At 33.7% G+C, this 23611-nt stretch carries 22 protein-coding genes; 16 read left to right on the top strand and 6 right to left on the bottom strand.

Features of this window, described 5'->3' with window-relative positions; genetic code table 11:
- Positions 1-2: 2 nt before the first annotated feature.
- The 4 genes from pstB (RZ74_RS04780) to RZ74_RS04765 are packed head-to-tail and all read left to right on the top strand — an operon-like array spanning position 3 to position 3004.
- On the top strand, positions 3-797 hold the full coding sequence (gene pstB, locus RZ74_RS04780; protein WP_053950291.1) for a phosphate ABC transporter ATP-binding protein PstB: 795 nt from the start codon (positions 3-5) through the stop codon (positions 795-797).
- Between the two features lie 9 nt (positions 798-806).
- Positions 807-1562, top strand: a complete 756-nt coding sequence (pstB, locus tag RZ74_RS04775) for a phosphate ABC transporter ATP-binding protein PstB (protein WP_053950290.1) — start codon at positions 807-809, stop codon at positions 1560-1562.
- Between the two features lie 11 nt (positions 1563-1573).
- Positions 1574-2281 carry a phosphate signaling complex protein PhoU gene (gene phoU, locus RZ74_RS04770; RefSeq protein ID WP_053950289.1) on the top strand — a complete coding sequence of 236 codons (708 nt, stop codon included), beginning with the start codon at positions 1574-1576 and terminating at the stop codon, positions 2279-2281.
- Positions 2282-2296: 15 nt separating this feature from the next.
- Positions 2297-3004: a response regulator transcription factor gene (locus tag RZ74_RS04765; RefSeq protein WP_053950288.1), complete on the top strand. Its 708-nt coding sequence runs from the start codon at positions 2297-2299 to the stop codon at positions 3002-3004.
- 42 nt (positions 3005-3046) lie between these two features.
- On the opposite strand, the gene rbsU is transcribed toward RZ74_RS04765, so the two are convergent.
- A complete protein-coding gene (rbsU, locus tag RZ74_RS04760; protein WP_053950287.1) occupies positions 3047-3928 on the bottom strand; it encodes a ribose/proton symporter RbsU in 882 nt (293 codons plus the stop codon).
- A 282-nt stretch (positions 3929-4210) separates the two neighbouring features.
- Here rbsU and RZ74_RS04755 point away from each other — a divergent pair, with 282 nt between their 5' ends.
- The gene (locus tag RZ74_RS04755; RefSeq protein ID WP_083437176.1) at positions 4211-5566 is read left to right on the top strand and encodes a gluconate:H+ symporter; all 1356 of its coding nucleotides are present in this window, start codon (positions 4211-4213) and stop codon (positions 5564-5566) included.
- A 46-nt stretch (positions 5567-5612) separates the two neighbouring features.
- On the opposite strand, the gene RZ74_RS04750 is transcribed toward RZ74_RS04755, so the two are convergent.
- A complete protein-coding gene (locus RZ74_RS04750) occupies positions 5613-6029 on the bottom strand; it encodes a GtrA family protein (RefSeq protein ID WP_083437175.1) in 417 nt (138 codons plus the stop codon).
- Positions 6029-6961 carry a glycosyltransferase family 2 protein gene (locus RZ74_RS04745; protein ID WP_053950284.1) on the bottom strand — a complete coding sequence of 311 codons (933 nt, stop codon included), beginning with the start codon at positions 6959-6961 and terminating at the stop codon, positions 6029-6031. Before RZ74_RS04745 ends, RZ74_RS04750 begins: the two co-directional genes overlap by 1 nt.
- Before the next feature lie 188 nt (positions 6962-7149).
- On the opposite strand from RZ74_RS04745, the gene wecB reads away from it, so the two are divergent.
- Positions 7150-8274 carry a non-hydrolyzing UDP-N-acetylglucosamine 2-epimerase gene (gene wecB / locus RZ74_RS04740; RefSeq protein WP_053950661.1) on the top strand — a complete coding sequence of 375 codons (1125 nt, stop codon included), beginning with the start codon at positions 7150-7152 and terminating at the stop codon, positions 8272-8274.
- Entirely contained in the window at positions 8267-9151 is an 885-nt protein-coding gene (locus RZ74_RS04735; RefSeq protein ID WP_053950283.1) for a YihY/virulence factor BrkB family protein, read from the top strand. The genes wecB and RZ74_RS04735 overlap by 8 nt, the downstream gene beginning before the upstream one ends.
- Positions 9152-9175: 24 nt before the next feature.
- On the opposite strand, the gene RZ74_RS04730 is transcribed toward RZ74_RS04735, so the two are convergent.
- Entirely contained in the window at positions 9176-9631 is a 456-nt protein-coding gene (locus tag RZ74_RS04730; RefSeq protein WP_083437174.1) for a flavodoxin, read from the bottom strand.
- A gap of 77 nt (positions 9632-9708) precedes the next feature.
- On the opposite strand from RZ74_RS04730, the gene recX reads away from it, so the two are divergent.
- The 4 genes from recX to RZ74_RS04710 all read left to right on the top strand — a co-directional run bounded on the left by recX (position 9709) and on the right by RZ74_RS04710 (position 13789).
- Entirely contained in the window at positions 9709-10512 is an 804-nt protein-coding gene (gene recX / locus RZ74_RS04725; RefSeq protein WP_053950281.1) for a recombination regulator RecX, read from the top strand.
- A 31-nt stretch (positions 10513-10543) separates the two neighbouring features.
- Positions 10544-11671, top strand: a complete 1128-nt coding sequence (locus tag RZ74_RS04720) for an AI-2E family transporter (RefSeq protein WP_053950280.1) — start codon at positions 10544-10546, stop codon at positions 11669-11671.
- A gap of 20 nt (positions 11672-11691) precedes the next feature.
- Positions 11692-12102 (top strand): glycerol-3-phosphate cytidylyltransferase, encoded by a 411-nt coding sequence (gene tagD, locus RZ74_RS04715; RefSeq protein WP_053950279.1) that lies wholly within the window; start codon positions 11692-11694, stop codon positions 12100-12102.
- Positions 12103-12211: 109 nt separating this feature from the next.
- Positions 12212-13789 carry a peptide chain release factor 3 gene (locus RZ74_RS04710; RefSeq protein WP_053950278.1) on the top strand — a complete coding sequence of 526 codons (1578 nt, stop codon included), beginning with the start codon at positions 12212-12214 and terminating at the stop codon, positions 13787-13789.
- Positions 13790-13824: 35 nt separating this feature from the next.
- Here the strand turns inward: RZ74_RS04710 and RZ74_RS04705 are convergent, their stop codons facing one another.
- Entirely contained in the window at positions 13825-14835 is a 1011-nt protein-coding gene (locus tag RZ74_RS04705; RefSeq protein WP_053950277.1) for a MucBP domain-containing protein, read from the bottom strand.
- A gap of 94 nt (positions 14836-14929) precedes the next feature.
- A complete protein-coding gene (locus RZ74_RS04700; protein ID WP_053950276.1) occupies positions 14930-17089 on the bottom strand; it encodes an ATP-dependent Clp protease ATP-binding subunit in 2160 nt (719 codons plus the stop codon).
- A gap of 450 nt (positions 17090-17539) precedes the next feature.
- Between RZ74_RS04700 and RZ74_RS04695 the strand changes: the two genes are divergently transcribed.
- The 5 genes from RZ74_RS04695 (at position 17540) to RZ74_RS04675 (ending at position 23356) form a co-directional block, all read left to right on the top strand.
- Positions 17540-17806 (top strand): phosphocarrier protein HPr, encoded by a 267-nt coding sequence (locus tag RZ74_RS04695; protein ID WP_053950275.1) that lies wholly within the window; start codon positions 17540-17542, stop codon positions 17804-17806.
- Positions 17807-18023: 217 nt separating this feature from the next.
- On the top strand, positions 18024-19211 hold the full coding sequence (locus RZ74_RS04690) for a glycosyltransferase family 4 protein (protein ID WP_053950274.1): 1188 nt from the start codon (positions 18024-18026) through the stop codon (positions 19209-19211).
- 8 nt (positions 19212-19219) lie between these two features.
- Positions 19220-20242, top strand: coding sequence for a glycosyltransferase family 4 protein (locus RZ74_RS04685; RefSeq protein WP_053950273.1), 1023 nt, complete (start codon positions 19220-19222; stop codon positions 20240-20242).
- Positions 20243-20244: 2 nt separating this feature from the next.
- Entirely contained in the window at positions 20245-21258 is a 1014-nt protein-coding gene (locus RZ74_RS04680; RefSeq protein WP_053950272.1) for a lysylphosphatidylglycerol synthase transmembrane domain-containing protein, read from the top strand.
- Between the two features lie 37 nt (positions 21259-21295).
- A complete protein-coding gene (locus RZ74_RS04675; RefSeq protein ID WP_053950271.1) occupies positions 21296-23356 on the top strand; it encodes an LTA synthase family protein in 2061 nt (686 codons plus the stop codon).
- Positions 23357-23611: the final 255 nt, after the last annotated feature.

Raw genomic sequence — 23611 nt, 5'->3', positions numbered from 1 at the left:
TTATGAAAAAATATAATTTAGATCAACAATATGTTCGTGATTTTGCGGTTGAAAACGCGATTGAAGCAAAACACGTTAACGTTTCATACGGCCAACATCAATCAATCTTTGATGTATCAATGTCATTTCCTAGATTTAAGGTAACTGCGATGATTGGTGCTTCTGGTTCAGGAAAATCAACATTCTTACGTTCAATTAACCGTATGAATGATAATATTGCGACTGTGGACGGTAAAATCATGTACCGTGACGTTAACATTAACGATGACAACATCAATGTATACGAATTAAGAAAACACATTGGAATGGTATTCCAACGTCCAAACCCATTTGCTAAATCAATCCGTGATAACATCACATTCGCTTTGAAAAAACATGGAATCAAGGACAAAAAAGAACTAGATGAACGTGTTGAAACTAGTTTAAGAGAAGCTGCATTATGGGATGAAGTTAAAGACAAACTAGACGAAAGCGCACTTTCTCTATCAGGTGGACAAGCACAACGTCTATGTATCGCTAGAGCGATTGCGATGAAACCAGATGTATTGCTATTGGATGAACCAGCCAGTGCGTTGGATCCAATCTCAACATCTAAGATTGAAGACACATTAAATCGTTTGAAGGAAAAATACACTATCATCATTGTTACGCACAACATGCAACAAGCATCTCGTATGAGTGATTACACTGCATTCTTCCACCAAGGACATTTAATCGAATTCAATAAGACTTCACACATTTTTACAAGACCAAAAATGCAAGCAACAGAAGACTATATTTCAGGAAACTTCGGGTAGGTGAATTAGATGACTTCCATTTTAAAAACAGAAAATGTTCATTTGTACTATGGTGATAAAGAAGCATTACATGGGTTCGATATGGAATTTGAAGAAAATCAAATCACTGCATTAATCGGACCATCTGGATGTGGAAAATCAACATACTTAAGATGTTTAAACCGCATGAATGACCTAAGAAACAATACAACAGTGACTGGTAGCTTTAAATTGGGTGACCAAGACATTTACGCACCAACTACTGACATGACTGAATTAAGAAAAGAAATCGGAATGGTGTTCCAACAACCTAATCCATTCCCATTCTCAGTTTATGATAATGTTGCTTACGGATTAAGAATCGCCGGTGTGAAAGATAAGAAAGTTTTAGACGAAATCGTGGAAACTAGTTTAAAACAAGCTGCCATTTGGGATGAAGTAAAAGATGACTTGAACAAGAATGCATTATCATTCTCTGGTGGTCAACAACAAAGAATTTGTATTGCTCGTGTGTTAGCTGTAAAACCTAAAATCATTTTAATGGATGAACCAACTTCAGCCCTAGATCCAATTTCTAGTGCTAAAATTGAAGATACTTTGTTAGAATTAAAGAAAGATTTTACAATCATTATTGTTACTCACAACATGCAACAAGCATCTAGAATTGCTGATAAAACAGCCTTTATGCTTAACGGAGATTTAATTGAATACGATAAGACTTCTAAGATGTTCTTAAATCCTGATAAGCAAGAAACTAGTGATTACTTGAATGGACAATTCGGATAGGAGACCTGATTATGAGCCAAACATTCAATGACAAACTTAAAGTGTTACAAAAGACCTACATGAAGATGGGAATCAATGTTTCTGATCAAATCTATCAATCAATTAAAGCTTTTACTGAAAATGATCAAAAGCTTGCTAATGAAGTAGTTAAAAGTGATAGTAAGGTTAACGATGAAGAAGTTGACCTAGAAAAAGAAGCATTGAACTTAATTGCTTTGCGTCAACCAGTGGCATCTAACTTCCGTTCAATCATTACTTTGCTAAAAGCTAGTTCTGATTTGGAAAGAATTGGTGACCATGCTTCATCAATTGCACGCGAAACACTACGTATCAACACCGATAACCGTATTCCAGAAGTTAATGACGCCATTAACCAAATGGGATTAAAGATTAGAGGAATGCTAGAATCATCACTAGACGCATACGTTCACAACGATCAAGAAGCTGCTAAGCTAGTAGCTCAAGAAGATATCTTAATTGATAAGAAGTTCGTTTTAGCTAAAAATCTAATCGTTGCTGAAATGGAAAAGAATAGTGATAAAATTGAGTTAGCAACTATTTATCTAATGGTTGTTCGTTACCTAGAAAGAATTGGGGATCATATTGTTAACTTATCAGAATGGATTGTATATAATTCAACTGGTAAGATTGTCGAATTAAACCCTGGTAAAATTGAACCAGAATTAATCGCCAAAGAACTAAAGAACAATCCAAAATAGGGAGGAACTCGGGGAATGCAAAGTCTTTTGCTAGTAACTAAACAATTAAAATTAGCTGCACAAGTGAGCCAATTAGCTTTGCAACATGAATACTTCGTCAACAGTATTAGTGATGATGAAGATATTGATGTGATTGTCAAAAAAGACAACGTTTTTGCGGTCATTATTGACTTGTCTGTTTTTGATGATTTTAATCGGGTTAAAAATTTAATTGCCCAAGTTACTAAATCCTTTGTAGGACCTGTGATAACCTTTGATCAAGAATATGATGCCGATGATGAAGAGGATTGTTTTAAATTAGGGGTTACGGATTACTTTAGTAACAATATTGATGCTAATCGGATTATTTTAAGAACAATGCATAAGATTAGCGCTTTCGATGCATTGGCCGAAGAAACTGGTAATAATAAACGTAAAGAACATTTTAAAGATTTTGTAATTAGTTTGAAGCATTTCCAAGTTAAATATAAAGGAGAAGTGCTAAATTTCACGCCTAAGGAGTTTAATATCTTTTATTACATGGTAAGACACCATGATCAAGTTCTAAGCAGAGAACAGATATTTAACGGTGTCTGGCGTGAAGATAGAGACGATGGGGATGCATTTATATCATCTCGAATCGTTGATATGCACGTTAGTCATGTTCGTGATAAGTTAAAAGAACTACCTGACAATGACGTTGAAATTAAAACCGTTCGTGGTTTTGGATATGTATTAAAATAAAAAAATACCGTTAAAGAATTAATTCTTTAACGGTATTTTTTACTAGTTAAGGAATGCTGTAACAGCAGCGGCAGCCATGATTAAGATTAATCCGAAGATAGTAATAACCATTTCCTTTTTAGTTTTGTTTTGGTGTAGGAAGTAGATACTAGTTAATGTTGCTAATACAACTGATGTTTGTGATAGAACGAAACCAGTAGCTAAACCATTCATATCAGGTTGTGCTGAAATTAAGTAAGTTAATGCAGCAAATGCGAAGAAGAAACCTGAGATGATTTGTAGGTATGATGATTTAGTTGAGAATACGTTATTCTTCTTAACGTTAATTAAGCAGTAAATAACGGCAACTAAGAACATTCCTAAAGCTTGTGGGAAGAATGCGTGCATACCATCTAAGTGAGCTGCTTGAGGAGCAGCTGAGTATGCCCAGTAACCAATTACACCGATAACTAGAAGTACAATAGCTTTCTTCAAGTTGCTTGAACCTTGTGTATCTTTGTGTTCTTGCCAAGCAGTCATAGTAGCACCAATGATGATAACAATAAGTGCAATAAATCCAATGGTACGATGACCTTCAGTGTGCCAGTTTCCTAATGCAAACACACCCCAAAGGGCAGTTACGATTAATTGTAAGGCAGTTGTAATTGGCATTACTCGAGATGATCCGATTAATTCGAATGATTTAAATGACATGATTTGGCCAAAAGCCCAACCAGCACCTGAAAGTAATGCTAATACAAATTCCATTCCAGTCGGAATTGAATAACCTGTAATTAATACAAAAATACCAGCGAAAATAAGTGTTCCTAAAGTGGAACCATAAATTTGGTTAGTTGGCTTTCCTCCAAATAATGAAGCAATTGTAGGATATAGACCCCAACCAAGTAGTGGACCTAGTCCAACTAGTAAAGCAACAGCGTTCAAAGCGTGTCCTCCTTTTCTAATTACTATATATTTAATTATCAATTTACCACATGTTTTTAAAATGTAGTAGAAAATAATACGTTTTCATACAAACTTAACAAAAAATTAAGGTTTAAAACTCCCAAAGTAATATAACATATTTAGTAGGGACTTTGTTTTAAAAAATGTAATGAAATCGTTTTCATTTTCTATAAAGTATGTTATATTAAATTCATAGAAAAGTAAAGCGCTTACATTTATATAAAACATAAAATTTTTATAATAGAAAAAGGGGAATAAATAATGCCATTTGTTGTATTAGTATTAGGAATTTTATTACTATTATTCTTAATTATTAAATGTAAATTAAATACATTTATCTCATTAATTGTTACATCTGTTGTTGTTGCTTTAGGTTTAGGAATGAACCCAGCACATATCGCCATTTCGATTAAAAACGGAATTGGTAGTTCACTAGGTGAATTAGTAATTGTCTTCGGTTTCGGAGCCATGATTGGCCGTTTAGTTGCTGATGCTGGTGGTTCATACCGAATCGCAAGAACTTTAATTAACCTATTCGGTAAGAGAAAGTTACAATTTGCTATTGTAGTTGCTTCATTTATTATTGGAATGTCACTATTCTTTGAAGTAGGACTTGTTCTATTAACACCAATCGTATTTGCCGTTGCTCTAGAAGCTGACGTACCTTTTGTTTACCTAGGAATTCCAATGGCTGCTGCTTTATCAGCAACTCAAGGATTCTTACCTCCACAACCAGCGCCAACTGCTGTTGCTACTGCACTTGGTGCTAACATTGGACAAACTCTTCTATTAGGAATTATCGTTGCGATCCCTTGTGTGATTGTAGCGGGTCCCGTTTACACAAAGATTGCTAGAAAAATTGCTCCAGAAACATTTGTTGTTAAGAAGTCACTTCCTGCTTTCGGTGAAATGAAGAAGTATGATTTAAAAGATACTCCAAGCTTTGGAATTGCAGCACTTACTTCATTACTACCAGTTATCTTAATGGCTATCGCTACTGTATATGACATGGTCTTTAACGGTGGTAAAGCTGTTGAAAATCCACATGGTATCGGTGCTGTTGTTGCTATGTTAGGTAACCCAGTTATCGCCATGATTGTTACTTTACTATTTGCTATCTGGTCAATGGGATTCAACCGTGGTAAGAAGATGGAAGACATTACTAACACTGTTACTGAAGCTATTAAGTCAATTGCAATGCTACTAATGGTTATCGGTGGTGGATCAGCATTCAAGCAAGTATTAATTGATGGTGGTGTTGGTAAAGCCGTTCAAGATGTTATGGTTCACGCTAACTTATCACCAATCATCTTAGCTTGGTTAATCGCAGTTATCCTACGTGTTTCACTAGGTTCAGCAACTGTTGCTGGTATGACTGCTGCCGGTCTAGTAACTCCTTTAATGCATTCACTAAGTGTTAGCCCAGTGCTAATGGCACTAGCTATTGGTGCCGGATCACTTGCCGCATCACACGTGAACGATGCTGGTTTCTGGATGTTTAAGGAATACTTTGACCTAAACGTAAAACAAACATTGAAGATTTGGACAGTCTTAGAAACAGTTATCTCTGTAGTTGGACTACTAATGGTATTACTTCTAAGCCTATTCATTCACTAATAATTGATAAATAAAAAAGCATTGAGATAAAAATCTCAATGCTTTTTTATTTATTTCTATTTCTGAATACAATAAATTTAGACCAGAAAAAATTAAAGATTATTACAACAGCTTGACTAAAAATTTTTAGCAAGTCAAAATCATTTACGTTAATAATTGAAACACCAATTATTAAAATGATTTCTTCTAAAACTAATGATGATAATCTTCCTAAGAAGAAAGAAATTATTTCTGAAATATGGTCTTTAACGGTTGTTGCTGTAGATTTAAAAACCCATTTTCTGTTTGTTATATATGCGAATAAAACACTGGCAATCCAAGCAATGATGGTGTTCCAAATGATATCAACGTTGGGAAATAAATTATGAAATAAAAGGGCGACGATGATATCAATAATTGTGGTTAATATTCCCCAAAATAAGTATGCAATTACTTGTTTATATTTTTCAAAAAGATTTTTCATTATTCCTTCTCTTTCACAATGTATTTTGGACGATGCTTAGTTTCCAAGTAAATCTTACCAATGTAGTTACCAACGATTCCTAAACAGAATAATTGAATACCATTAATTAATAAGATGATAGAAACTAATGAAGGCCATCCAGAAACAGAATCACCGAAGAAAATAGCTCTTAATATTACAAAAACCATGCCTATAATTGAGAAGAAGAATGAAATTCCACCAACCCAAGTAGCAACTTTTAATGGAACATCAGAGAAATCAACGATTCCTTCTAATGAGTATTCTAGAAGTTGGTAAAGTGACCAATGTGATTCACCAGCGGCTCTTTGAACGCCATCGTATTCAATATACTTAGTTTTAAAACCAACCCAACTAAAGATTCCTTTAGTGAAACGATTGTATTCAGTTAGTTCCAAAACGTTATCAACGTATTGACGAGTCATTAGACGATAGTCACGCACATTTTGTTTGATCTCTACGTCAGACATTTTATTAATCACCTTGTAGAAACTAGATGATAAAAATGCACGGACGAAGTTTTGTTTTCTTGATTTTTGTACACAACCAACGACATCGTAATCTTCTTTTATGTACTTAATCATTTGTGGTAATAACGAAGGTGGATCTTGTAAGTCGACATCCATGACAGCAACATAGTCACCACCAACGTTGTTTAAACCAGCTGACATAGCTGATTCTTTACCGAAGTTTCTTGAGAAAGAAACGAAGTGAACGTTTTTATCATTTTCTCTTAATTTTTTAATTTCATTTAATGTATTATCAGATGATCCATCATTAATAAACCAATATTCTGGATTATAATCCATATTATTTGAACGCATTTCGCTAAATACATGTTCAACTTCATCATAGAATATCTTAATAGATGGTTCTTCATTATAACAGGGCACAATTAAACCAATGGTTTGCATAATTGCAACCTCCTTTTTTATCCGTAATTATTTTTATTTTATCATAATACTACATAAAAAAATGAATAGATATAGTTTAAATTTCAATTAAGTTAGCTATTTACATCGGAAAAGATATATTATTTTGTTATAATTAAGGAAATAAACTTTTAAGTGGGGGCGTAATCTTGAACAAAAGAATAAAAGTGATGACCATCTTTGGAACTCGTCCTGAAGCAATTAAGATGGCGCCTATCATATTAGAGATGAAAAAACGTTCAGATAAATTTGAACCAATTACAGTCCTAACAGGTCAACATAAAGAAATGTTGGATCAAGTAATGGACATCTTTAATATTCAAGAAGATTATAATTTACACGTAATGAAAGCCCAACAAACATTGAGCTCAATTACTACAACCGTAATTAATAAATTAGATAGTATTATTGAAGGAGCAAAACCAGACATTATTTTAGTTCATGGTGATACCACCACTACTTTTGCAGCTGCAATTAGTGCGTTTTACCACCAAGTGCCACTAGGACACGTCGAAGCGGGACTTAGAACTTGGAATAAGTATTCTCCATATCCTGAAGAAATGAACCGCCAAATGACTGATATTTTGTCAGATGTATACTTTGCACCAACTGAATTAAGTAAAGAAAACCTATTAAAACAAAATCTTAACCAAGACAGAATCTATATTACAGGTAATACCGCGATTGATGCCTTAAAACAAACTGTGGATAAGGATTATCACCATGATGTTTTAGATGATATTTCAGATCAACACAAAATTATTTTATTAACAATGCATCGTCGTGAAAACCAAGGTGAACCAATGCGTCGTACCTTCGAAGTTATCAAAGATGAAGTTTTAAAACGTGATGATATCGAAGTGGTTTATCCCGTTCATTTGAGTCCAGCGGTGCAAAATGTAGCACATGATGTTTTCGATGGGATTGACCGTGTTCATTTGATTGAACCACTAGACGTTGTTGATTTTCATAATATGGCAGCGCGTAGCTACTTTATTATGACTGATTCTGGTGGTGTCCAAGAAGAAGCACCTTCACTTGGCAAACCAGTTCTAGTATTGAGAGATACTACAGAACGACCAGAAGGAGTCGATGCGGGAACATTAAAATTAGTTGGTACCAATCAAGATACTGTTCGTAAAGCATTTGATGAATTAATTGATGATGACCAACTATACAAAAACATGGCAACTGCCCAAAATCCTTATGGTGATGGAAAAGCATCCATTCAAATTTTAGATGCCATTAAAGATATCTTCGACAACAACAAGTTAAGTGGTGATAATAATGAATAGGGAACGAATTCAACGACTAAAACGTTTTTTCTTGATTGTAAAAAGACACTATAAGGAATCAAATGTATCTGATTCAGCAGTAGTAATTGCTTTTTATTCATTGTTGTCATTATTTCCAGCAGCGATTATCGTTGGGAATTTATTAAAGCTATTGCAAGTCAATCAATATGAAATCTTAGATTACTTACAACCATTATTACCACCAACAGTTTTTAAAACGGTTAGTCCGATTATTGTATCGGCACTTGATGGGGGTAATACCGGTAAGCTATCGATTGGATTAATTTTAGCTATTTGGTCAGCCAGTCGAGCATTAGCTGCCTTTCAACGTTCAGTTAATTCATCGTATGGTATTCAAAATCCAAGTAACTTAATGAATAGAATTGTTTCATTTGTTTGGATGTTACTATTAGTAATTTCGTTGGCAATCTTTTTACTATTCTTTGGCTTTGGTAAAGTGATTATCAGCTATTCTGCATACTTAATGGGGCTATCGAAGGTAAACGTTAGCATCTTTATTCTCCTAAGATATCCATTAACAATCTTAGGGGTATTTGGCTTATTGCTATTGATGTATTACTTTGTTCCAACAGTAACTACTAAATGGCGTTATGTATGGATGGGATCACTAATCGTAACAATCGGAATGATTATCCTATCCAAAGGATTCTCAATTTATTTACACTACTTTTCTCGTAGTGTGGATGCATATAAGACTTTAGGGACCTTTGTTATTTTAATGTTATGGCTATATATATTTGGGATGATGTTATTAATTGGGGCAGTCATCAATGCCTCGGTTCAAGATATGTCAAAATCCGAAATTAAGGATAGAAAGCCAACATTCAAATCGTTTATGCCTAAAAAAGACAAATAAAAAAATCGTTGATATCATCAACGATTATTTTTTTAAGTCTTGATATGTTTTAACTAAACCAGCAGCGAATTCGTCTAGTTTGGCTATGTCATCTTCATCAGGTTCTAGGTTAATCTTAACTCCTTCAAAACCTTGAGTGGCATTTGTTTTCTTGAATTGATTGATGAAATCATCAACGGCGGTATTAAAGAATTCTTCATAGAATATATCACCTGAACCAGCAACCCCGAAAACTTTACCTGATAAATCAAGATCAGCTAGGTCTTCAAAGAAGTCTAATCCTTCTTCAGGAAGATGACCTTCATTATAGGTATAAGCGCAAACAACACAAATATCAGCATCGGTTAAATCTTGTGGATCGGTTTGAGAGATTTCAGTTTGAGTAACATCTAAACCTAAATCTTCAAGGCCTTCAGTAACGATATCGGCAACGTCTTCGTTGTTACCGGTAATAGTTGCAAAAACTACATGTGCTTTCAAATTATTTCGTCCTTTCACGATTTAATAACTAATTATAACAAATTGAAAAAAAGATGTTAACTAAAGGAGTGAATACAATGGAATCTAAAATTACAATGATTGAAGCGCAAAAGAGAAAAGGGCGCTTTAATGTATATATAGATGGTCAGTATGCTTTTCCAATTAGTGAAAACGTCATGATAAAGTATCGTATTTTTAAAGGGATGGCAGTCGATGATGAGCTTAGAAATGAACTAATTAATGCTGACTCGATTTCTAAACTTTATACTAAAGCAATTAACTTTTTATCCCATCAGTTGAGAACTGAAAATGAAGTGGTAGCGAAGTTACGAGACTTCAGTGAAGATGAAGAACATATTGCTGCGGTTATGGCTAAATTAGTCGAACTAAACTTGGTCAATGATCAATCATACGCGGATAGTTATGTGCGAACGGAAGTTAAGAAGCAATATAAGGGCCCTAAAAATGTGTTCTTTAAACTCAAAGAAAAGAAAATTGATGAAAATATTATCAATAACTCTTTGAGCAATTTTTATTCATATGATGAAATGATTGAAAACTGTCGCGTCCAAGCAACCAAAATTTTCAATAAGCATAAACGTGACGCGTTCAAAAATCGTTTAGATAAAACTAAGATTTCATTGATGCAAAAAGGTTACTCCATGGACGCAATTTTAGAAGTGATGGAAGAGTTAGACTTTCAACCAGATGAAGATGATCAATTGGCATTATTAAGACAACAAGGTGATAAAATCTGGCAACGAAACCGCAAGTATAGTGGTTTGGAAAGAGTGACGAAAACCAAACAAGCACTGTATCGCAAAGGTTTTGATATGGATGATATTAGTAGCTTTATTGATCAAAAAAACTTAGAGGAATAAATGGTATAATAGTCATTGGAGGTTACATATTATGTTTAATAAAATTAAAAATTCCTCATTAATCTTATGGACTATCGAAGTATTACTAGTTGTAAGTATTATATGGGTATGTACTAAATTAGAATTTATCTTTACCCCAATTGGGATGTTCATATCGGCAGTGTTTATGCCAATTTTAATTGCTGGAGTTTTATTTTACATGTTAAACCCAGTTGTGAACCTACTTATGAAAGTAAAAATTACTAAAACTAAAAACATTTCTAGAAACTTTGCAATCACGATTGTTTACCTATTGTTATTAGGAATCATCGTCTACATCGTTTCATCATTTTTACCACGTTTGTTTAATCAGGTAACTAATTTAATTAGTAACTTACCAGATATTGCAAAAGATATTACCAAATATGCGCAAGCGCATTCGCAAAAAGGTATCTTTAAGACATTATATTCATCTGGTATTATGGAAAAAATCCAAAGCTATGTTTATAACTATGTCCAAAATAGTTTGGGTGGTATCACACAAAGTGTTGGTGCCATTATTTCTACTGCAACATCTGCTGTTGTAATTATTGTGACAGTTCCAGTGGTCTTGTTTTACATGCTAAAAGACGGGCACAAGATGATTCCAAATATCGCTAAAGTTCTACCACGTCGTAGCCGTCGTAGAACCATCAAGCTATTAGAAAAGATGAGCGATACGATTTCTCATTATATTGGTGGCCAAATGATTGAATGTTTATTCGTTGGAGTATTTACTTCAATTGGATACGTTGTCATTGGTCAAAATTATGCTCTATTATTAGGGGTATTTGCCGGGGTATGTAATATCATTCCTTATGTTGGACCATATATCGGAATTATGCCATCTGTCTTTGTGGCACTATCTGATAGTGTTAGCAAACTAATTGCGGTGGTAATTGTAGTTATCATTGTGCAACAATTAGATGGAAATCTAGTTTATCCAAATGTAATCGGAAAGTCTTTGAATATTCATCCGCTAACGATTATAATTATTTTATTAGCTGCAGGAAATATCGCTGGTTTAATGGGAATGATTTTAGCAATTCCGTTATATGCGGTAATTAAAGTGATAGTCCAATATGTATACAGTATTTGGATGATTGAGCAGTCACAAAAAAACATACAAAATAAACAGTAATAAAACACAGGAGATTTTTTATGACTAAAGTAATAACATACGGAACTTTTGATCTTTTACACAAAGGTCATGTTAGACTTTTAAAAAGAGCACGTGAATTAGGTGATAGCCTAACAGTATGTGTTTCAACAGATGAATTTAATGCTGAAAAAGGAAAAAAAGCTTATACTTCATACGAAGATAGAAAGTTTGTTTTAGAAGCAATTAGATACGTTGATGAAGTAATACCAGAAAACAATTGGGACCAAAAGATTAAAGATGTCGTTGATAACAACATCGATATCTTTGTGATGGGTGACGATTGGGAAGGTAAGTTTGACTTCTTAAAGGATTACTGTAAAGTAGTTTACCTACCAAGAACTGAAGGTATCTCAACTTCTAAGATTAAAAAAGACCTTGGTCTAACTGATGAAGACGACTGGAAAAAATAGTTATTAAAACATCCTCTTTTGTTAGGGGATGTTTTTTAATTATCGTATTTAAGCAAAAAAGAATATGTTACAATAAAACAATAGATTATATTACGGAAGGATTCGAAAAATGGTTAATAAACAAATTAGTGAAGGTGTCGAAAAAAGACGTACCTTCGCCATCATTTCTCACCCGGATGCTGGTAAAACTACTATTACAGAACAATTGCTATTGTTCGGGGGGATTGTTAGAGAAGCCGGTACTGTTAAAGCCAAGAAGTCAGGTAACTTCGCTAAGTCTGACTGGATGGAAATTGAAAAGAAACGTGGAATTTCTGTTACTAGTTCAGTGATGCAATTTGACTATGCAGGCAAAAGAATTAACATCTTGGATACCCCAGGACATCAAGATTTCTCTGAAGATACTTATAGAACACTAATGGCAGTGGATTCAGCTGTCATGGTTATTGATGCGGCCAAAGGGATTGAACCACAAACTAAGAAATTATTCCAAATTTGTAAAATGCGTGGAATTCCTATTTTCACATTTATGAACAAGTTGGATCGTGATAGTAGAGATCCAATGGAACTAATTAGTCAATTGGAAGAAGTTCTAGGAATCGAAGGTTACCCAATGAACTGGCCAATTGGTTCAGGTAAAATCTTACGAGGACTATACGATCGTTACAACAAACGTGTTGAATTATACCGTCCAGAAGATGAAAATAATCCATACTTACCACTTGATGAAGATGGCAATCTATTAGATGATGCTGGTTTGGCAAGTGACAGTGTCTACCAAGATGCAAAGGAAAGTATGGACTTAATTACCGAAGCTGGTAATCCATTTGACGAAGAAAAAATCCGAAATGGTGAACAAACACCTGTCTTTTTCGGTTCTGCCTTAGTTAACTTTGGGGTTAAGACTTTCTTAGATGCATACTTAAACTTTGCACCTAAGCCAGGTGAACACGAAACTGAAAATGACGTTGAAGTTGCACCAGAAGACGACCAATTTACTGGTTTCATTTTCAAAATTCAAGCTAATATGAACCCTAAGCATCGTGATCGAATTGCGTTTGTAAGAGTTTGTTCAGGGATGTTTGAAAGAGGGATGGACGTTACCCTTGAAAGAAATCAAAAGAAACTACGTTTATCTAACGTGACTGAATTTATGGCTAATACCCGTGAAAACGTGCAAAACGCCGTTGCCGGAGATATTATTGGTCTATACGATACAGGTAACTTCCAAATTGGTGATACTATCTACTCAGATAAACGAGATGTTAAGTTCACTAAGTTACCACAATTTACACCAGAACTATTTATGAAGGTTTCTGCTAAAAACGTGATGAAACAAAAATCATTCCACAAGGGAATCCAACAATTAGTTCAAGAAGGTGCCGTTCAACTATATACATCTTATGCAACAGGTGATTATATATTGGGTGCCGTTGGTCAACTTCAATTTGAAGTTTTCCAATTCAGAATGCAAAATGAATATAACTCTGAAGTTGTTATGGAACCAATGGGTAGCAAGACTGCACGTTGGATTGACCCAGAACAATTAGATGAAAAGATGTCTTCATCAAGAAATATTTTGGTAAAAGATGGTCATGGAGATCCATTGTTCTTATTCGAAAATTCATTCGCTGAACGTTGGTTCGAAGATAAGTATCCAGATGTTAAATTAACTTCTAAACTATAAAATAAAAAGGACTAGATATGATTATCTAATCCTTTTTATTTTATATATTTTTCTTCAATGTAATGTAAGTTATTGATTTCGAACCAATGTTTATTTGGTGCGACTTGAATTGATTGAGTTAGGTGAACGGTATCACCTTTGTGACGGAAGTAGAGACAATTACCACCAGGATAATTGTATACCGGAACACTTACGTTAGATTCGAAGGTTGCGCTTTGATTTAATTTATTAATCACCCAAGAATCAGTGTTGGTTAGTTTTTTCGCAAATGGATATTTCATTTGGTTAAAGTTGCGATCGACAATCCATTGATTTGGACCGATGTTTAGCCAAACTCCTTTATCGGTAGCCACTTGATAGAATACCTTCCAAATACTTCCCTTAGGAATAATTACCGGTAATTGATTACCGGTAGTATCAGTATATGCGGGGGTGTACTCACGCAGTTTAACGTAGAAGTTACTTCTGATAACGTTCTTCCAGTCACTACGACGATAGTATAAAACTAGATGTTGGATGCTATCAGTAAAATGACCAGTTTGATTACCAGAATAGGTGACTAGGTTAAATCCGTCTAGTTTTGGAAAATTAATGTTAAAAGCTTCATCATAACTACCAACTGCGATTTGTGGTAAACGAATCATGGCATATGTATCATAGTTAATAAAGAAAATATTTAGTGGTTTTCCATTTAGTTTATGATAGTGGATAACAACATGATTATCAGTAGTTTGCATAAACGTTGATATTCCATCAATTTTGAATAACACGTAGTTTTTAAAGTCCGGAATGATTAAATTAACATCATCACCGACATGACCGTGTAAAACACTAAAGTCTGCTAATGGGTGTCCATTCACATCAACATAGTAAACAGTCATCTTAGCTTCAGGAGAATCAGCATGGATTTCATTATCAATAGTAGGGTTGTCTTCATAAAACAAATCTTCAGATTGGAAATTATCAACATCAAATTGATCAATATCTTTTTCTTTTTGATTTGGTTTATTGAACAGTTTAAACATGTCTTTAATAAAATTGAACATACTGATTCCTCCTTTCATATAAACTATATTAACATAATTCGAATTTAAAATATAAAAAAACCGCTAAGAATAGAAGAATCTTAGCGGTTTTTGATTATGATTGAGCATTAACGTAAATGTTTTTATCTTCATTAACATCAATCAATAGTTGTCGGTTGGTTGGATTACTTAGGTAATAATCCGCAACTTTATCTTCAATTTGTTCTTGGATTACACGACGAAGAGGACGGGCTCCCATAGCAGGGTTATATCCTAATTCAACTAACTCATCTTTAGCAGCAGCTGAAACGTCAATCTTGAATCCTTGAGAAGCCAACATATTGTTAACGTTGCTAATCATTAGATCTAGAATTTGTTTTAAATTAGCCTTAGATAGTTGGTTAAATTCGATAATATCGTCAAAACGATTCAAGAATTCTGGTTTGAAGTAATTACCTAATTTATCAATGACGGAATGGGTTTTGCTGTTTGATTCTGCACCAAATCCAACACTTGCTGTGGAATCACCAGTTCCAGCATTACTTGTCATAATAATCACAGTATCTTTAAATGAAACGGTGCGACCTTTAGAATCAGTCAATCTACCATCATCTAAGATTTGTAAAAAGGCGTGAAGTACGTCTGGATGGGCTTTTTCAACTTCATCAAATAAAAGTAAACTGTATGGATTACGACGAACTTGTTCAGTTAGTTGACCTGCTTCATCGTATCCAACATATCCAGGAGGTGAACCGATTAGTTTTGAAATTGAATGAGGTTCACGATATTCAGACATATCAAATCTAATCATTGCATCCTTAGAACCAAATAATTGTTGAGCTAATTGTTTGGCTAATTCAGTCTTACCAATTCCGGTAGTCCCTACAAATAAGAATGAGCCAATTGGACGACCAGTTCCATTAAAACCAATACGGTTTCTCTTGATAGCTTTGGCAACTTTTTCAATTGCTTCATTTTGACCAATGACACTACCTGCTAGGGTACGATCTAGGTCCTTTAAGTTATCTTGTTCTTGTTGCTCTAGTTGACCAACTGGAATGTTGGTAATTGATTCAATAATTTGTTGAATGTTTTTAGTGGTGATTGTTGGGACATCAACAGTTTCGATGTTAGCCAATTTATGGTTAAGTCTTTCAATCTTGTCACGATAGAAAGCGGCTTTTTCATAATCTTCCTTGGATAATGCATCTTGCTTTTCTTTTTCGCAAGCATTAATTGTGTTTTTGATTTCTTCTGGTGAAGTCACATCTGATTTGATGTTTAGTTTAGAGCCAGCTTCGTCAATTAAATCAATGGCTTTGTCCGGTAGGAAACGATCTTGAATGTATCGATTTGACAAAGTAACGGCTGATTTAATTGCGTCATCGCTGTACTTTACACGATGATACTTTTCATAGCGTTCCTTAATTCCATTTAAGATATCGATGGCAGCTTCAACGCTTGGTTCCTTGACTGAAACAGTTTGGAAACGACGTGCTAAAGCAGAATCTTTTTCAATATTTCTATACTCGTTTAAGGTAGTAGCACCCACTAATTGGAAACTACCTCTTGCTAGAGCAGGCTTTAAAACATTACCGGCATCCATACCACCATCAGCGTTACCAGCACCCATAATTTCATGAATTTCATCAATGAATAAAATGATGTTTTGGTCTGCTTGAACTTCATCGATTAGTTCTTGCATGCGTTGTTCGAATTGACCACGCATTGATGTACCTTGCACAATTGAAACAACGTCTAATCGAATCACACGCTTGTTTTTTAACTTATCTGGGACATCACCGTTGGCGATTTTAAGGGCTAAACCTTCAACAACAGCAGTCTTACCCACACCAGCTTCCCCAATTAAAACGGGGTTGTTCTTGGTACGACGGTTTAGAATTTCGATTACTCGATCAATTTCTTTATCACGACCAATCACAGGATCGATTTTATTTTGACGAGCTAAGTCTGTTAAATCATATCCATATTTTGCTAACACAGAGTTTTGATTTTGATTATTTTGCTTATTGGTAGCACGATTGCGAAGGTTATTTTGGTTACTTTGATTCATTGCGTTAAATAAATCATCTAAATTTCCAAATCCAAATGGATCTTGCATCATATCAACACCTCCATTATTACGATATTGATCGGATTGTTTGCTTAATTGACGGTAACAGTCCTGACAAATATCGATATGTCTTTTCTCATTATTAATATTAACGAGTAAATGAATGGTTGCCTCATTTTGATGGCAGTTTTCACACTTCATATGACTGCTCCTTTCTGAAAACAACTAAATGGTTTTGACCTTTATTGACCATTTGTAGAAAATATTATAACGCATAAAAATGTTTCTGCAAGAGATTTGCTTTTTTATAATAAAATGTTCATTTTATATGTTTAAATTAGTCCTAATCGTTTATAATATATATTGAAAGAGGGAATATTATTATCGCAGATAAGAACTATACTGAGTTATTAAATGACCTAAAAGATAACAAAATAGAAGAATTAGTAATTACACCAGAGGAGTTTGCTGAATTTCAAGTTGCATACATGAATTTTGAAACCAGAAAACGAATCACCGGTAGGGCAGAACAAAATGGTAAAGTCATCTATACCTACCTCTCTGATGAAAAGACTAATAGTTAAAAATGTTGTATTTTATCATATTAATTGATATTCTAAAATTAGTATAAGAAAAAAGGAGATCTTCGAAATGGAAAAACGTCAATTTAAAGTTATTTCTGAAACAGGAATTCATGCACGTCCAGCTACACTACTAGTACAAACTGCTACTAAGTTCAAATCAGAATTGAAATTAGAATACTTAGGCAACACTGTTGATTTAAAATCAATCATGGGTGTAATGTCACTAGGTGTTGGTCAAAATGCTGAAGTAACTGTAATTGCTGAAGGCCCAGACGAAAAAGAAGCAATCGAAGCTGTTGCAAAATCATTTAACGATGAAGGATTAACTGAATAATCATCAACAAGTTAATTTTGTTAAATAATGAGTCAGAATTATTTTATGTTTAGTTGTCATAATGGTTCATTTTTCACTATTGATCCCATATGAATACAACTAGAACGTAATTAGATTCTGGCTTTTTTTATTATCATAATCCTTGGCAAAATTTGCAAAGGCGGCGACAAACAAATATAATTACAAATAACTATGAAGAAAATTAGGAGGTGTAAATTTGAATATTGGAATCTTTACGGATACTTACTTTCCACAGGTTAGTGGAGTCGCAACTTCAATTAAGACATTAAAAGACCAATTAGAAAAAGATGGACATCAAGTGTACATCTTTACCACAACTGATCCGCATGTTGATAAATCAGCGTGTGAAAAGAATATTTTTAGATTTTCCAGCATTCCATTCATCTCTTTTACAGATCGTAGAATCGCAGTTAGAGGTATGATTCAAGCGTACCAAATTGCTAAAAAATTAAACTTAGATATTATTCATACTCAAACAGAATTTTCAATGGGGATTATTGGTAAGGTGGTTGCCAAATTTTTAAGAATCCCATGTGTTCATACATACCACACAATGTATGAGGATTATTTACATTATGTTGCTAAAGGAAAAATTTTGAGACCGATTCACGTTAAGGACGCAACCTTGGCCTTTTGCCATAACATGTCTGGAGTGGTCGCACCAAGTACTAAGGTTTTAGATACATTAGTTAGATATGGTGTAAAGAGTCCAATTAGAATTATTCCGACTGGAATTAACATTGGTAAATTTAATACCGACAGTGATTTTGATTTAAGAACTGACTTAGGTGTTAGTTCAGATGCTAAAATTTTGCTGTCAGTTAGTCGATTAGCTTATGAAAAGAATATCAAGGAATTGATTAATTCAATGCCGGACATCCTGAAAGATCAACCTAACACTCATTTAGTGATTGTCGGTGACGGACCAGCTAAGGATGACTTAAAGCAACAAACTAATGATATGAATTTAAATGACAACGTGCATTTCGTTGGAGAAATTAATAATGATGAAGTTTATAAATACTATCACTCAGCTGATATATTTGTATCAACATCTAATTCGGAATCACAAGGTCTAACATATATTGAGGCAATGGCTGCTGGAGTGAAAGTAGTAGTATCATCCAGTCCATATACTGAAGAATTATTAGATAATAAATCATTAGGGATGACGTTTAGTACTCCAGAGGGATATATTGAAAAAGTTTTAGAGTATTTAAATGCAACTCAACAAAATGATACTCAAGAAGATATGGAATTAAGATCAAACAAGTTACACGAAATTTCATCAGAGAATTTTGCTAATAGAATTGTGGATTTTTATAGATGTGCCCAACTAGATTACAACAAAGAAATCAGAGATGATGACGAAGTAAGTGAGTAGGAGGATTTATGATAAAAATAGATATGTTTTCAACCGCGGATAAGGTGAAAGGACAAGGAGTAGGGAGTGCTTATTTAGAACTAGTTAAGATGCTAAAGAAACATTTCCCTGATGACTTTGATATTGTCATAAATGACCCTAAGTCTGCCGAAATCACTCATTATCACACCATTAACTTGAGATATTATTTCTCAACTTTCTTAAAGAAACGTGGAAGAAGAATTGGATATGTACATTTCTTGCCTGAAACACTAGAAGGTAGTTTAGATTTACCAAAACCAATTAAATGGATTTTTTACAAATATGTGATTGCTTTTTATAAGCGAATGGAGCATATTGTAGTGGTAAACCCGACCTTCATTCCAAAGTTAGAAGCTTATGGAATTAAAAAGGAAAAAATCACATATATTCCAAACTTCGTTAGTAAAAAAGAATTTTATCCTTTAACGGATGAAGAAAAAGTTCAAGCCAGAAATGAATTAGGAATCAATCAAGACAAATTTGTCGTTGTTGGGACTGGTCAAGTCCAAACCAGAAAAGGAATCTTAGATTTTGCTAAGTTAGCTGAAGATAATCCTAACGTTGAATTCATTTGGGCAGGAGGATTTTCTTTCGGTAAAATTACTGATGGATACAAAAATTTGAAGTTATTAGTGGACAATCCGCCTAAGAATCTTCAATTTCCTGGAATCGTAGATCGAGATAAATTAGTTAAGTACTACAACGTAGCTGATTTATTCTTGCTACCATCCTTCAACGAACTATTTCCAATGTCTGTCCTAGAGTCATTTTCTTGTGGGACACCCGTAATGTTAAGAAGCTTGGATCTATATAAAGAAATTATCAGTGGATATTATGAACCGTTCAGTACTTATGATGAAATGAATGCTAGTTTACATCGATTGATTGATAATCCAGCAGAATTAGCTGAACTATCAAAGAAATCATTGGCGGCTTCTGATTATTACTCAGAAGAACATCTCGCTTCAATTTGGTATGAGTTTTATCAAAAACAAGCAAAAGAGGGTTAGTAATGTCAAAAAGAAATATAATTACATTTATTACGATGTTTTTAGTGGGCATTTTGATTTTTTGGTACTTTATAAGAGATATCAACATTAATGTTTTAGTGTCCGATTTCTTTACCATTAACTGGTGGTGGATTGTTGTAGCCCTTGGTTGCATGTTCCTCTATTTAGGGTTAGAAGCGGTGGTGACTAAGACAATCGTTGATACGCAGGTAGATAATTTTACCTTTCGAGATGCGATTAGAGTTCCACTGGTAGAACAACTTTTTAACGGGATAACACCGTTCTCATCAGGAGGTCAACCAGGCCAACTATATGTAATGGTTCAAACCGGTGTGGATGCAGGAAAAGCGAGCTCAACGTTACTAATGAAGTTCGTTGTTTTTCAAACAATGATCGTAATTAATTTTATTTTGAGTTTAATTGTCGGCTTCCAATATGTGGAAGAGAAGCTCCATTACTTAGCTTGGCTAGTGTTGTTTGGATTTTTTATCCATCTATTCGTAATAATTGCCTTGTTATTAGTGATGTATTGGTATACATTTACTAAGAGTTTAGTAAATAATATTATTAAGCCAGTTAGATGGTTTATAAAAGATGACAAGTTCAATTCGTTTAAAGCAATGCTTGATAACAAAATTGACACTTTTTATATGGAAAGTATTCGAATTGCTAAACAATGGAAGTTAATGTTAAAAATCATCATCATTACATTTTTCCAATTAGCGTTTTACTACTTAATTCCATACTTTATTATATTGGCACTTGGATTTGATCAAGTTAATATCATTATGATTGTAAGTTTACATGTATTGATATTTATGATTATTTCATTATTCCCCATTCCAGGTGGGACAGGTGGAGCTGAATACAGTTTCGAAGCGTTATTCAAAAGCTTCATCACTAACAATACGAAGTTAATTCTAGCGTTAATTATTTGGCGTTTGATAACTTATTACTTAGGGATGATTTTGGGTGTAATTGCTTTTTGCATTCGACCTAAGAAAATTGAAAAGTAAAATAAAAACATTTATTCATATTTTGGAGGCATAGATAATGTCTAGTCATATTAAAAATACTAGAAAGTTTTTTAATACAAAGTTTGGTTTCTTTGTATTAATTGTTGCTTTATTCTGGTTGAAAACATATATTTCATACCGTATTGATTTTACATTGGGAGCAAAGGGTGGATTACAACAATTCTTATTAGTAGTTAATCCAATTCCGGCTGCACTATTAATTTTTGGGATTGCTTTATACTTTAGAGGAAAGATTGCATACTGGTTAATGTTAATCATTGACCTAATTGAATCTATTTGGATTTTTGCAAACGTTCTATACTACAGAGAATTTTCTGACTTCCTATCATTTGGAATCATTAAAGGATCAGGAACAGTTCAAAATAACCTGGGTAAGAGTTTAGCTGAAATTCTACATCCACTAGATTTCTTTGTGTTTGCTGATATCATCATTTTGATTTTATTATTACTATTCAAAGTGATTAAGGTTGATTACACACCTTTTAAAAAGAAGAATGCTTTGGCAATAACTGTATTGTCATTTGTATTGATGTTCGCTGAATTTGGTATTTCCAATGCAGATAGATCTGGTTTATTAACTAGAACTTTTGATAACAACTATATTGTTAAGTATTTGGGATTAAACGAATACGCTGCATTTAATGCATATCAAACCCACAAAGAAAGTCAAACTAGAGCAAAGGCAAAAGCCTCTGATTTAGATGATGTTTTCTCATTCTTGAAGAAGAATCGTAGTAAAGCAAACATTGAATACTATGGAAAAGCCAAAGGAAAGAATGTTTTCATTATCCATTTGGAAAGTTTCCAACAATTTTTAATTGATTATAAGGTCGATGGTAAGGAAGTTACTCCAAACTTGAATAAGTTCTACCATAACCAAAACACTATCTCATTTGATAATTTCTATCACCAAGTAGCACAAGGTAAGACATCTGATGCCGAAATGATGTTAGAAAACTCATTATTCGGTTTACCAGAAGGATCAGCAATGGTTACTTATGGTACTCAAAACACTTATCAAGCAGCTCCTGCTATTTTAGCTCAAAGAGGATATAGTACAGCTGCATTCCATGGGGATGTTCCAAGTTTCTGGAATAGAGATAATGCATACAAGTCATGGGGATACCAATACTTCTTTGATTCAAACTACTACACTGAAAAACCATCATACAGTGTTGGTTATGGTTTGAAGGATAAGATTTTCTTTAAGGATGCTGCTAAGTACATCCAACAATTACCACAACCATTCTATGCAAAACTAATTACTTTAACTAACCATTACCCATACGAATTGGATAAACAAAATGTTTCATTCCCAGCAACTAAGACTGGAGATAACACAGTTGATCCATACGTACAAACAGCTCATTACTTAGACCAAGCCTTTGGTGAATTCTTAAATTACCTAACTAAGACTGGTCTAATTAAGAATAGTATGATTGTGCTTTATGGTGATCACTATGGTATTTCAAACAACCACCGTCCAGCAATTGCGCAATTACTACACAAACAAACCATTACTAGTTATGATTTAGCACAATTCCAAAAGGTTCCGTTCATGATCCATATGCAAGGACTAAAGGGTGGAATTAATCATACTTATGGTGGAGAAATTGACGTATTACCAACTCTTCTACACTTATTAGGTGTGAAAGATGATAATACTGTTCAATTTGGTAACGACTTGTTATCTAAGAAACGTAATCAAATAGTTGCATTTAGAAATGGGGACTTTGTATCTCCAAAATACACTGTTGTTAGTGGAACTGTATACAATACCAAGACAGGTGCTGTAATTACACCAAACGCAAAACAACAAGCACAAATTAAGAAGATGCAAAACCACGTTACTACAGAATTATCATTATCTGACAAAGTAGTACTTGGTGATCTATTAAGATTCTACACACCAAAAGGATTTACAAAAGTTAATAAGAAGGAATACAGTTACAAATATGCAGACGGTATGAAACTTCTAAAAGAAATGGACAAGAAGAAAAAGACCGACTTATTAAACAAATTGCATAAGAAAGATACTTTAAATCTTTATAAAACTGATGCTCCTGAACTAAAATAAAAAAAAGGATGACGAAAGTCATCCTTTTTATTTTGCATTGACGAGGATAATTAATTTTGATAAGATATATATTGCTGTTTAAGAGAAAAGATTTTTTCTGAAAACAAATAAAAAAACATGTTGACTTTGAGTCGTGAAGATGGCATAATATTTATTGTTGTTAATCAGCTGCAACCGTTGTTGTTGCAAAGGTTATGACAAAAAATAATTTAAAAAGTTATTGACAGTGTGTTGATAATTTGATATTATTAAAAA

This window comes from Apilactobacillus apinorum, assembly GCF_001281175.1.
Classification (GTDB): domain Bacteria; phylum Bacillota; class Bacilli; order Lactobacillales; family Lactobacillaceae; genus Apilactobacillus; species Apilactobacillus apinorum.
The sequence above is the reverse complement of the archived record's forward strand: the minus strand, read 5'-3'. Positions and strand labels throughout refer to the sequence as shown.

Bases quoted from the DNA above. Each gene is read 5' to 3' on its own strand.
- pstB (WP_053950291.1), top strand. From the start codon at position 3: ATGAAAAAATATAATTTAGATCAACAATATGTTCGTGATTTTGCGGTT.
- pstB (WP_053950290.1), top strand. From the start codon at position 807: ATGACTTCCATTTTAAAAACAGAAAATGTTCATTTGTACTATGGTGAT.
- phoU (WP_053950289.1), top strand. From the start codon at position 1,574: ATGAGCCAAACATTCAATGACAAACTTAAAGTGTTACAAAAGACCTAC.
- RZ74_RS04765 (WP_053950288.1), top strand. From the start codon at position 2,297: ATGCAAAGTCTTTTGCTAGTAACTAAACAATTAAAATTAGCTGCACAA.
- RZ74_RS04755 (WP_083437176.1), top strand. From the start codon at position 4,211: ATGCCATTTGTTGTATTAGTATTAGGAATTTTATTACTATTATTCTTA.
- RZ74_RS04750 (WP_083437175.1), bottom strand. From the start codon at position 6,029: ATGAAAAATCTTTTTGAAAAATATAAACAAGTAATTGCATACTTATTT.
- RZ74_RS04745 (WP_053950284.1), bottom strand. From the start codon at position 6,961: ATGCAAACCATTGGTTTAATTGTGCCCTGTTATAATGAAGAACCATCT.
- wecB (WP_053950661.1), top strand. From the start codon at position 7,150: ATGACCATCTTTGGAACTCGTCCTGAAGCAATTAAGATGGCGCCTATC.
- RZ74_RS04735 (WP_053950283.1), top strand. From the start codon at position 8,267: ATGAATAGGGAACGAATTCAACGACTAAAACGTTTTTTCTTGATTGTA.
- recX (WP_053950281.1), top strand. From the start codon at position 9,709: ATGGAATCTAAAATTACAATGATTGAAGCGCAAAAGAGAAAAGGGCGC.
- RZ74_RS04720 (WP_053950280.1), top strand. From the start codon at position 10,544: ATGTTTAATAAAATTAAAAATTCCTCATTAATCTTATGGACTATCGAA.
- tagD (WP_053950279.1), top strand. From the start codon at position 11,692: ATGACTAAAGTAATAACATACGGAACTTTTGATCTTTTACACAAAGGT.
- RZ74_RS04710 (WP_053950278.1), top strand. From the start codon at position 12,212: ATGGTTAATAAACAAATTAGTGAAGGTGTCGAAAAAAGACGTACCTTC.
- RZ74_RS04705 (WP_053950277.1), bottom strand. From the start codon at position 14,835: ATGTTCAATTTTATTAAAGACATGTTTAAACTGTTCAATAAACCAAAT.
- RZ74_RS04700 (WP_053950276.1), bottom strand. From the start codon at position 17,089: ATGAAGTGTGAAAACTGCCATCAAAATGAGGCAACCATTCATTTACTC.
- RZ74_RS04695 (WP_053950275.1), top strand. From the start codon at position 17,540: ATGGAAAAACGTCAATTTAAAGTTATTTCTGAAACAGGAATTCATGCA.
- RZ74_RS04685 (WP_053950273.1), top strand. From the start codon at position 19,220: ATGATAAAAATAGATATGTTTTCAACCGCGGATAAGGTGAAAGGACAA.
- RZ74_RS04680 (WP_053950272.1), top strand. From the start codon at position 20,245: ATGTCAAAAAGAAATATAATTACATTTATTACGATGTTTTTAGTGGGC.
- RZ74_RS04675 (WP_053950271.1), top strand. From the start codon at position 21,296: ATGTCTAGTCATATTAAAAATACTAGAAAGTTTTTTAATACAAAGTTT.